A 7,134-nucleotide genomic window follows, 5' to 3' on the forward strand; every position below is an offset into this window, starting at 1 on the left:
TCGACCCGGAACTCCATGCTGTCCGGATCGGGCGCGCTCTCCGCGAACCCGCCCCGCTCCAGGAACGCCCGCGCGTCGTCGGCGTACATGGGGTGCATGAAGGTCATGTCCTCCCACGCCGCCCACCCCTCGTAGTCGTCGCCGTTCTCGGGATAACGCTCGGCGGCGATCTGCTTGGCCGCGCCCACGGACTCCTTGGCCGCCCGCGGCGTCTGGTCGGCGTAGAAGCCGTCCTCGTCCTGCCAGGACTGGTTGGAGATCCAGGGCAGCAGGCCGACCTTGCTGAACGGGTCGTCCTTGTTCTTGATCCACTGGAAGTCGGCGTCCGTGTAGCCCGCCGGGGGCGGGACGGCCAGCGACTCCTCCCAGACGTAGTGCCGGTCGCCGAGTTCATCCAGCTTGGCGTCGGCCCGCTCTTCGTCCTGCTCGAAGGCGGTGTGCAGCGGGGTGGGCGGGTCGGCCCAGTAGTCGTCGGCGGCGTTGCGCAACAGGACGTCGTCAGTGCCGCCCAGCCCGGCACGGGCGACGGCTTTCAGGCCCTGGCCGCCCTTGCGCTGCACGACGGTGAGCAGGCACTGGGCCGCGCGCACCGACGCGGCGTGCGCGAGGTCGTACTCGGCGGCGTGGGCGGCCGCCGGACCGGCGCCGGGCAGAGGCGCGAACTGCACGCCGGCGATCACGACGGCGGTGAAGGCCGCGGCGGTGGCGCGCAGCCGTCCTAAAAGAGGGCGCCGGGCACGGCGCGAGGAAGAGGCGTTGGTGAACATGGTCAGCTTTCAGCCGTTGGTTGCGGGGACGGGTGCGCTCAGAAGAAGGCGTTGAAGGCGTTCCAGCCCGCGTTGCCGATCTTCTCCCTGGCGGCGAAGGGGGCCGAGGAGACGCCGGTGCCCTTGAACAGCCAGAGCGCGCCGGCGGAGTCGCGGGCGATCAGGTCGGCCTTGCCGTCCCCGTTGTTGTCGCCGGTCGAGACCAGGGCGGTGTAGGCGTCCCAGCCGGTGCCCGCGCTGACGCGGGCGCCCAGGATCTGGTTCTCGGTGACGCCGCCCGTTCCCGGATAGAGGTAGAGGGTGCCGGCGGTGGTCCTGGCCAGCAGGTCGTTCTTGCCGTCGCCGGTGTAGTCGCCGTATCCGGCCAGCGCGTCCATGCCGTTCCACCCGGCGGTCCCGGCCTGCACGCGGCCGGAGAGGCCGCCGTCGGAGCGGCCCGGGTAGAGCCACAGGGCGCCGGCCGTGTCGCGTGCGATGATCTCGGGCGAGGCGCTGCTGCCCATGTTGCCCGGGGTCATGATCAGGTTGTACTGGTCCATGTTCGAGGCGACCGGCATGGTCGAGGTGCCGCGTTCGGCGGTGTAGTAGAGCTCGCCGCCCAGGCGGAAGAACAGGTCGTTGCCGGTGCCGTTCTCCGAGGTGGTGGCGCGCAGGATCGCGGTCGCCGCGGAGAAGCCGCCGCCGAGGTCGACGGGGGTCTGGAGGCCGCCGGTGCCCTTGGGCTCGTAGGCGAGCAGGTGGCCGTCGCTCGCCCTGCGGACGAACAGGGGCAGCATCGGCGCGCCCGCCGCGGTGGCGGACGCGGCGGGCGCGGTGAGCAGCGAGCCCAGGACGGTGAGCAGGGCCAGCGCCGCCAGCGTTCTGGTACGGACTGGCGCCCAGCGTAAGAATGTGGACATTCGACGTGACCTCGTATGAGGAAGAGGAGAAAGGATCTTTCAGGACGGACCCGACCGTTGCGCAAAGCGCTACCGGATCGCTTCCGTTGTGCTTCCTGCGGGCGGCGTACTCGCTCTGCCCGCAGGAAACACCACGGAGGGTGGCTCAGCCGGCTTCCGGGCGGGACAGCGACGTGGCCAGGAGTTCGGCCAGGTGGCGGGCCTGGCGGCCGGTGCGGGAGGCGGCGATCTGGGTGCGGCAGGAGAAGCCGTCCGCGAGGATCGCCTGGTCAGGGCCCGCGGCCCGGACCGCGGGCCAGACGGACTCCTCCGCGCAGGCCACCGAGACGTCGTAGTGCGAGCGTTCGAACCCGAAGTTCCCGGCCAGGCCGCAGCAGCCCGCGTCCAGGACTTCCGTGCGGATCCCGAAGCGGTCGAGAACGGCGCGGTCGGCGTCGTACCCCATGATGGCGCTCTGGTGGCAGTGCACCTGCGCCACCGCCTCCCCTCCAGAGGAGGCCGGGCGCCAGTCGGGCGCCCGCGACTCCAGCAGCTCGGCGAGCGTCAGCGTGCGCTCCGACAGCAGCCGCGTGTCCGGCGTGTTCAGCAGCTCCGGCCCGTCGGCGCGGAACACGGCGGTGCAGCTCGGCTCCAGCCCTACCACCGGGATCCCGGACTCCGCCCACGGCCGTAGCGCGCGCACGCTGCGCGCCAGCACCCGCCGCGCGACCCCGAGCTGTCCCGTGGAGATCCAGGTCAGCCCGCAGCACAGCGCCACCGGCGGCACGTGCACCTCGAACCCGGCCGCCTCCAGCACGCTCACCGCCGCCTGCCCGATGTGCGGGTCGAGGTTGTTCGTGAACGTGTCCGCCCACAGCACGACCTTGCCCCGCGTGCCGGGCCGCGCCGGGCCCCGCCGCTTGAACCAGTCGGTGAAGCGCTCCTTCGCGAAGCGGGGCAGCTCCCGCTCGGCCGCGACCCCCGCGACGGCCTTGAGGAGCCGTGACAGGCCCGGCGTGTGGGCCAGGGCGTTGAGCGGGCCGGGCATGGCGGAGGCGAGCGCCGCCCACATCGGCAGCCAGCCCATGGAGTAGTGCTCGCGGGGCCGGATCCGGCGCCGGTAGTGATGGGACAGGAACTCGGCCTTGTACGTGGCCATGTCGACGTTCACCGGACACTCGGACCGGCAGCCCTTGCAGGCCAGGCACAGGTCGAGCGCGTCGCGCACGGCGGCCGAGCGCCAGCCGTCCGTGATCAGCTCGCCGCGCACCATCTCCCCCAGCAGCCGGGCCCGTCCCCGCGTGGAGTGCTCCTCCTCGCGCGTCACCCGGTAGCTGGGGCACATCACCCCGCCCTCGAAGGTGTCCTGGCGGCACTTGCCGATCCCGACGCACCGGGTGGCGGCGTGCCCGAACCGGCCGTGGTCGCCCTGGTAGTCGAAGGACTTCTGCCGGGGCTCCAGCGGGTAGAAGTGCCGCTGGGCGAGGTCCTGGTCGAGGCGGTTGGGGTGGACGACCTTGCCGGGGTTCATCCGGTTGCGCGGGTCGAAGATCGCCTTGAACCGGCCGAACGCCTCCACCACCTCGTCGCCGTACATGCGCGGCAGCAGCTCGGCCAGCGCCTGCCCGTCGCCGTGCTCCCCCGACAGCGAGCCGCCGAAGGCGCCCACCAGGTCGGCCGCCTCCTCCGCGAACGCCCGGAATCGGGCGATCCCGTCGTCGGTGTGCAGGTCGAGCGGGAGCCTCCCGTGCACGCATCCCTGTCCGAAGTGCCCGTACAGGGCCGAGTCCGCGTAGCCGTGGCGGCGCAGCAGCTGCTCGTAGTCGCGCAGGTACGTGCCCAGCCGCTCGGGCGGCACGGCCGCGTCCGACCAGCCCTCGTACGTCTCCCGCCCCTCCGGCGGGTACGCCTCCACGCCCAGGCTGGCCTCGCGCCAGCGCCACAGCTCGTCCTCCTTGGCCGGGTCGCCGAGGAAGGCGTGGGTCGCGTGCTGTCCCACGTCGCGCATCAGCCCGTGCGCCCGTTCGAGCGCCTCCTCGGCGGTGTCGCCGCCGAACTGCACCAGCAGCCACCCCCGCCCCTCCGGCAGGTCTCGGAGCGCGGGATCGTCGGGGCGCTCCTGGCGGGCGAGCCGGCACATCCGGTCGTCCATGGCCTCCAGCGCCAGCGGCCGGTGCCCGGCCACGGCGGGGACGGCGTCGGCCGCCGCGAAGATGTCCTCGAAGCCGAGCACCGCCAGCGATCGCGCGGCCGGCCTCGGCACCAGGGCCAGCTCGGCGCGCAGCACGGTCACCAGCGTGCCCTCGCTCCCGACAAGGGCGCGGGCCAGGTTGAAGCCGTTCTCGGGCAGGAGCTGGTCGAGGTTGTAGCCGGAGATGCGCCGCTCCAGCTTGGGGAAGCGGGTGCGCACCAGCTCCATGGTGTCGTCGCGCAGTTCGCGCAGCTGCCGGTAGAGCTGGGACGGCCGCCCGCCCATGGCCTGGATCCTGGCGTACTCGTCGTCGTCGGTCGGGCCGACCCACATGCGCACGCCGTCGTAGGTGAGGATCTCCAGCCGCAGCACCGACTCCGACATCTTCCCGTACGCCTGCGCGGACGCCCCGCACGAGTTGTTGCCGATCATGCCGCCGATGGTGCAGGTCGGGTGGCTGGACGGCCGGGGCCCGACCATCAGGCCCTCCGGCTCCAGCACGTGGTTGACCGCGTCCAGCACCGCGCCGGCCTGCACCGTGATCCGCCTGCCCGTGACGTCCACGGACTCGACCGCGCCGCAGTGCTTGGACCAGTCGATCACCACGGCCACGTTGCAGCACTGCCCGGCCAGGCTGGTGCCGCCACCCCGCGACAGCACCGGCACGTCGCGGGAGCGGCACGCGGCCACCGCGGCCACCCCGGCGTCGAGCGTGTAGGGCGCCACGACGCCGATGGGCACCTGCCGGTAGTTGGAGGCGTCCCGCGCGTAGGCGGCGCGGCTGCCGGTGTCGAACCGGATCTCGCCGTCGACCGTCTCCTCCAGCCGCCGCTGCAGCGGCTCCACGTCGATCTCGAGCGGCCGGCGCGGGCGCGCGGCCGGTGTTCTGATCAGGCTGTCCATAGCTTCGCCCGCCATCGTCCGCCGCCCGGGCCCTAGACGCCGAGCAGATCGGTGAGGTCGTCGGCGTGCTCTTCTTCCTCTTCGAGGATCGACTCCATGAGCCGCCGCGTCGTCGGATCGCCCTCGCCCAGCCAGCGGATGATCTCCTGGTAGGTGGAGATGACGATGCGCTCGGCCCAGAGGTTCGCCTCCAGCAGGCCGCGCAGGTCGGTGTCGGCGGGCACCAGGTAGTCGGTGTGGGAGCGCTGCACGAGGCTGGCGGGGTCGAAGTCGGGCTCCCCGCCGAGCTGGCTCACGCGTTCGGCGGCGCGCAGCGCGTGCTGCAGCTCCTCCTGGGCGTGCTCGGTGAACTCCGCCGACACCTGCGCCCGGTCGATCCCCTTGGCCGAGATGGCGTGCCTGGTGTACCTGAGCCAGCACACCACCTCGGTCGCGATGACGTCGTTGAGGATGTTGATGACCTTCTGCGGGTCGTGCCCGAAGGTGCCGGTGACCGGACCTTCGTTCATCTTCTGGCGCACCTGGTCACGGATCCTGGTGACGTCCAGCACGAAGTCGTCGGTGTGGCTCATGTCTGTCCTGTCCTTCCCCCGGCAAGGAGTTCCCCCAGGTCAAAGGTAACTTTGCGGGACGTCGCAGGCGGGCTGCGACACCCGGGGACAGTCACGTCGAAACCCGGTTGACGGGCGCGGGATCATGGCGGTGATGGACGAACGACGCCTGATACGCGTTTCCAAATACCTGGCCAGGCACCTGCGGCACGACCCGGGGCGCATCGGGCTCACGCTGGACCCGAACGGGTGGGTGCCGGTGGACACGTTACTGCGGGCGGCGGCCGAGCACGGGTTCCCGATCACCGCCGCGGAGTTGTGGAAGGTCGTCGAGGCCAACGACAAGCGGCGCTACGCGATCGAGGACGGCCGGATCCGGGCGAGCCAGGGGCACTCGGTGCCGGTGGATCTCGGCCTGCCCGCCGTGCGGCCGCCCGAGGTGCTCTATCACGGCACCGTGGGCCGTTCCCTGGCGGCGATCAAGGCGGAGGGGCTGCGGCCCATGAACCGGCACCACGTGCACCTGTCGCCCGACCGGGAGACGGCGACGCGGGTGGGGGCCCGGCGGGGCGTGCCCGTGGTGCTGGTGGTCGCGGCCGGGGCGATGCACGCCGGCGGGCACGAGTTCCGGGTCAGCGCCAACGGGGTGTGGCTGGCCGACCACGTGCCGCCCGGCTACCTGCGGTTCCCCTCCTGACGGCGGGCGCGCAGGGTGTCGCGGGCGGCCATCAGCGCGAACCCGAGCAGGTTGGCCCCCTGCCACGCGGCCGGTGACGCGGCCCGCTCGTCCGAGGCCGCCAGCCCGATGCCCCACACCCGGTCCAGCGGGCTCGCCTCCACCAGGACCCGGCCCGACGTGCCGAGCAGGAACTCCGCCAGGTCGTCGTGCGCCCCGAACTTGGCGACGTTGCCGCGCACCACGATGCCGAAGCGGTGGGCGTCCCACGTGGGCTCGTCGAAGCCCCGTACGGTCCGGCCCAGCGCCTTGGCCTCGCCCGGAGGGCCGGCCTCGAGGATCTTGTCCGCGCTCTCCCCGTCGCCGAACAGCCACGCCTTGTGCGCCATCATGTAGTGCTCGGCCGAGGCGTACGTGTGGCCGTCCTCCGTGAAGGTGACCGGCCACCACTGGCTGAGGCAGCCCGGTCCGACGCCGCCGTCGCGGGCGGGCTGGTGGCCCCAGAAGTACAGATATTTGACGTTCCGGCCGGATCGCTCGGCGGCGATGGCCTCGTCCACGGTCATGGGAAGTTCGTCGGACATGTCCCCATACCTTACGCTCGCGAGCCCGCTCTCATGAGGCGATCGGCGACCTCGCGCAGCACCGGCACCAGCTCGGGCGGGTCGAGCACCTCGAAGTCGAAGCCCTTGGCCGCGACGTGGATCGCCAGCTCCTCCAGCGAGTTGGAGCCGGCCTCGAACAGGCACGTGCGCTCGTCCACCGCCGCCAGCCGCCCGGCCCCTGACGAGGTGCGCGGCGCGACCGCGTCCATGGGCGCGTGGAAGAGGATGCGCGCCCGGTAGCGGTAGGGCGCGGAGGTGATGGCGCGCGAGACGTACGCGGCCACGTCCTCCTGCGGCACCGCACGCGGCGCGAACCGGGCTCCCGGCTCCCCCAGGGGATCCTCGATCCGGTCCACCCGGAACGTCCGCCAGCCCTCCTTGGCCACGTCCCACGCCAGCAGGTACCAGCGGCGCGGCGTGTGCACGAGCCGGTGCGGCTCCACCTCGCGCGCCGTGACGCCGTCCCGCCCCCGGTAGCCCAGCCGCAGGCGCCGGTGGTCGCGGCAGGCGGCGGCGAGCCCGGCCAGCACGTCGGCGTTCACCTCCGGGGCCGCCGCGCCCGC

The 7,134-nt window shown here is 72.6% G+C and carries 7 protein-coding genes; 1 reads left to right on the forward strand and 6 read right to left on the reverse strand.

Annotation, left to right across the window (positions count from 1 at the left end):
• The 4 genes from ACWDX9_RS57070 to ACWDX9_RS57085 all read right to left on the reverse strand — a co-directional run.
• Positions 1–767, reverse strand: a 767-nt coding sequence (locus ACWDX9_RS57070; RefSeq protein WP_449971444.1) for a hypothetical protein, incomplete at its 3' end; no start/stop codon positions are given.
• 38 nt (positions 768–805) lie between these two features.
• Entirely contained in the window at positions 806–1,666 is an 861-nt protein-coding gene (locus tag ACWDX9_RS57075) for an FG-GAP-like repeat-containing protein (RefSeq protein WP_449971447.1), read from the reverse strand.
• A gap of 145 nt (positions 1,667–1,811) precedes the next feature.
• Complete coding sequence (locus ACWDX9_RS57080) at positions 1,812–4,754, reverse strand: FAD-binding and (Fe-S)-binding domain-containing protein (protein ID WP_449971450.1); 2,943 nt, start codon at positions 4,752–4,754, stop codon at positions 1,812–1,814.
• 17 nt (positions 4,755–4,771) lie between these two features.
• Positions 4,772–5,311: a DUF892 family protein gene (locus ACWDX9_RS57085; protein WP_449971453.1), complete on the reverse strand. Its 540-nt coding sequence runs from the start codon at positions 5,309–5,311 to the stop codon at positions 4,772–4,774.
• A 133-nt stretch (positions 5,312–5,444) separates the two neighbouring features.
• On the opposite strand from ACWDX9_RS57085, the gene ACWDX9_RS57090 reads away from it, so the two are divergent.
• Entirely contained in the window at positions 5,445–5,987 is a 543-nt protein-coding gene (locus tag ACWDX9_RS57090; protein WP_449971455.1) for an RNA 2'-phosphotransferase, read from the forward strand.
• On the opposite strand, the gene ACWDX9_RS57095 is transcribed toward ACWDX9_RS57090, so the two are convergent.
• Together ACWDX9_RS57095 and ACWDX9_RS57100 are read right to left on the reverse strand one after the other, a co-directional pair.
• Positions 5,966–6,550 (reverse strand): NADAR family protein, encoded by a 585-nt coding sequence (locus ACWDX9_RS57095; RefSeq protein WP_449971458.1) that lies wholly within the window; start codon positions 6,548–6,550, stop codon positions 5,966–5,968. The genes ACWDX9_RS57090 and ACWDX9_RS57095 overlap by 22 nt on opposite strands.
• Before the next feature lie 11 nt (positions 6,551–6,561).
• Positions 6,562–7,134: helix-turn-helix transcriptional regulator (locus tag ACWDX9_RS57100; protein ID WP_449971461.1), on the reverse strand; the 573-nt coding region annotated here is incomplete at its 5' end.

The sequence above is a fragment of the Nonomuraea sp. NPDC003201 genome (assembly GCF_053590415.1).

Coding starts and splice junctions, on each gene's coding strand:
- ACWDX9_RS57095 (WP_449971458.1), bottom strand. CDS start 6,550: ATGTCCGACGAACTTCCCATGACCGTGGACGAGGCCATCGCCGCCGAG.
- ACWDX9_RS57075 (WP_449971447.1), bottom strand. CDS start 1,666: ATGTCCACATTCTTACGCTGGGCGCCAGTCCGTACCAGAACGCTGGCG.
- ACWDX9_RS57090 (WP_449971455.1), top strand. CDS start 5,445: ATGGACGAACGACGCCTGATACGCGTTTCCAAATACCTGGCCAGGCAC.
- ACWDX9_RS57080 (WP_449971450.1), bottom strand. CDS start 4,754: ATGGCGGGCGAAGCTATGGACAGCCTGATCAGAACACCGGCCGCGCGC.
- ACWDX9_RS57085 (WP_449971453.1), bottom strand. CDS start 5,311: ATGAGCCACACCGACGACTTCGTGCTGGACGTCACCAGGATCCGTGAC.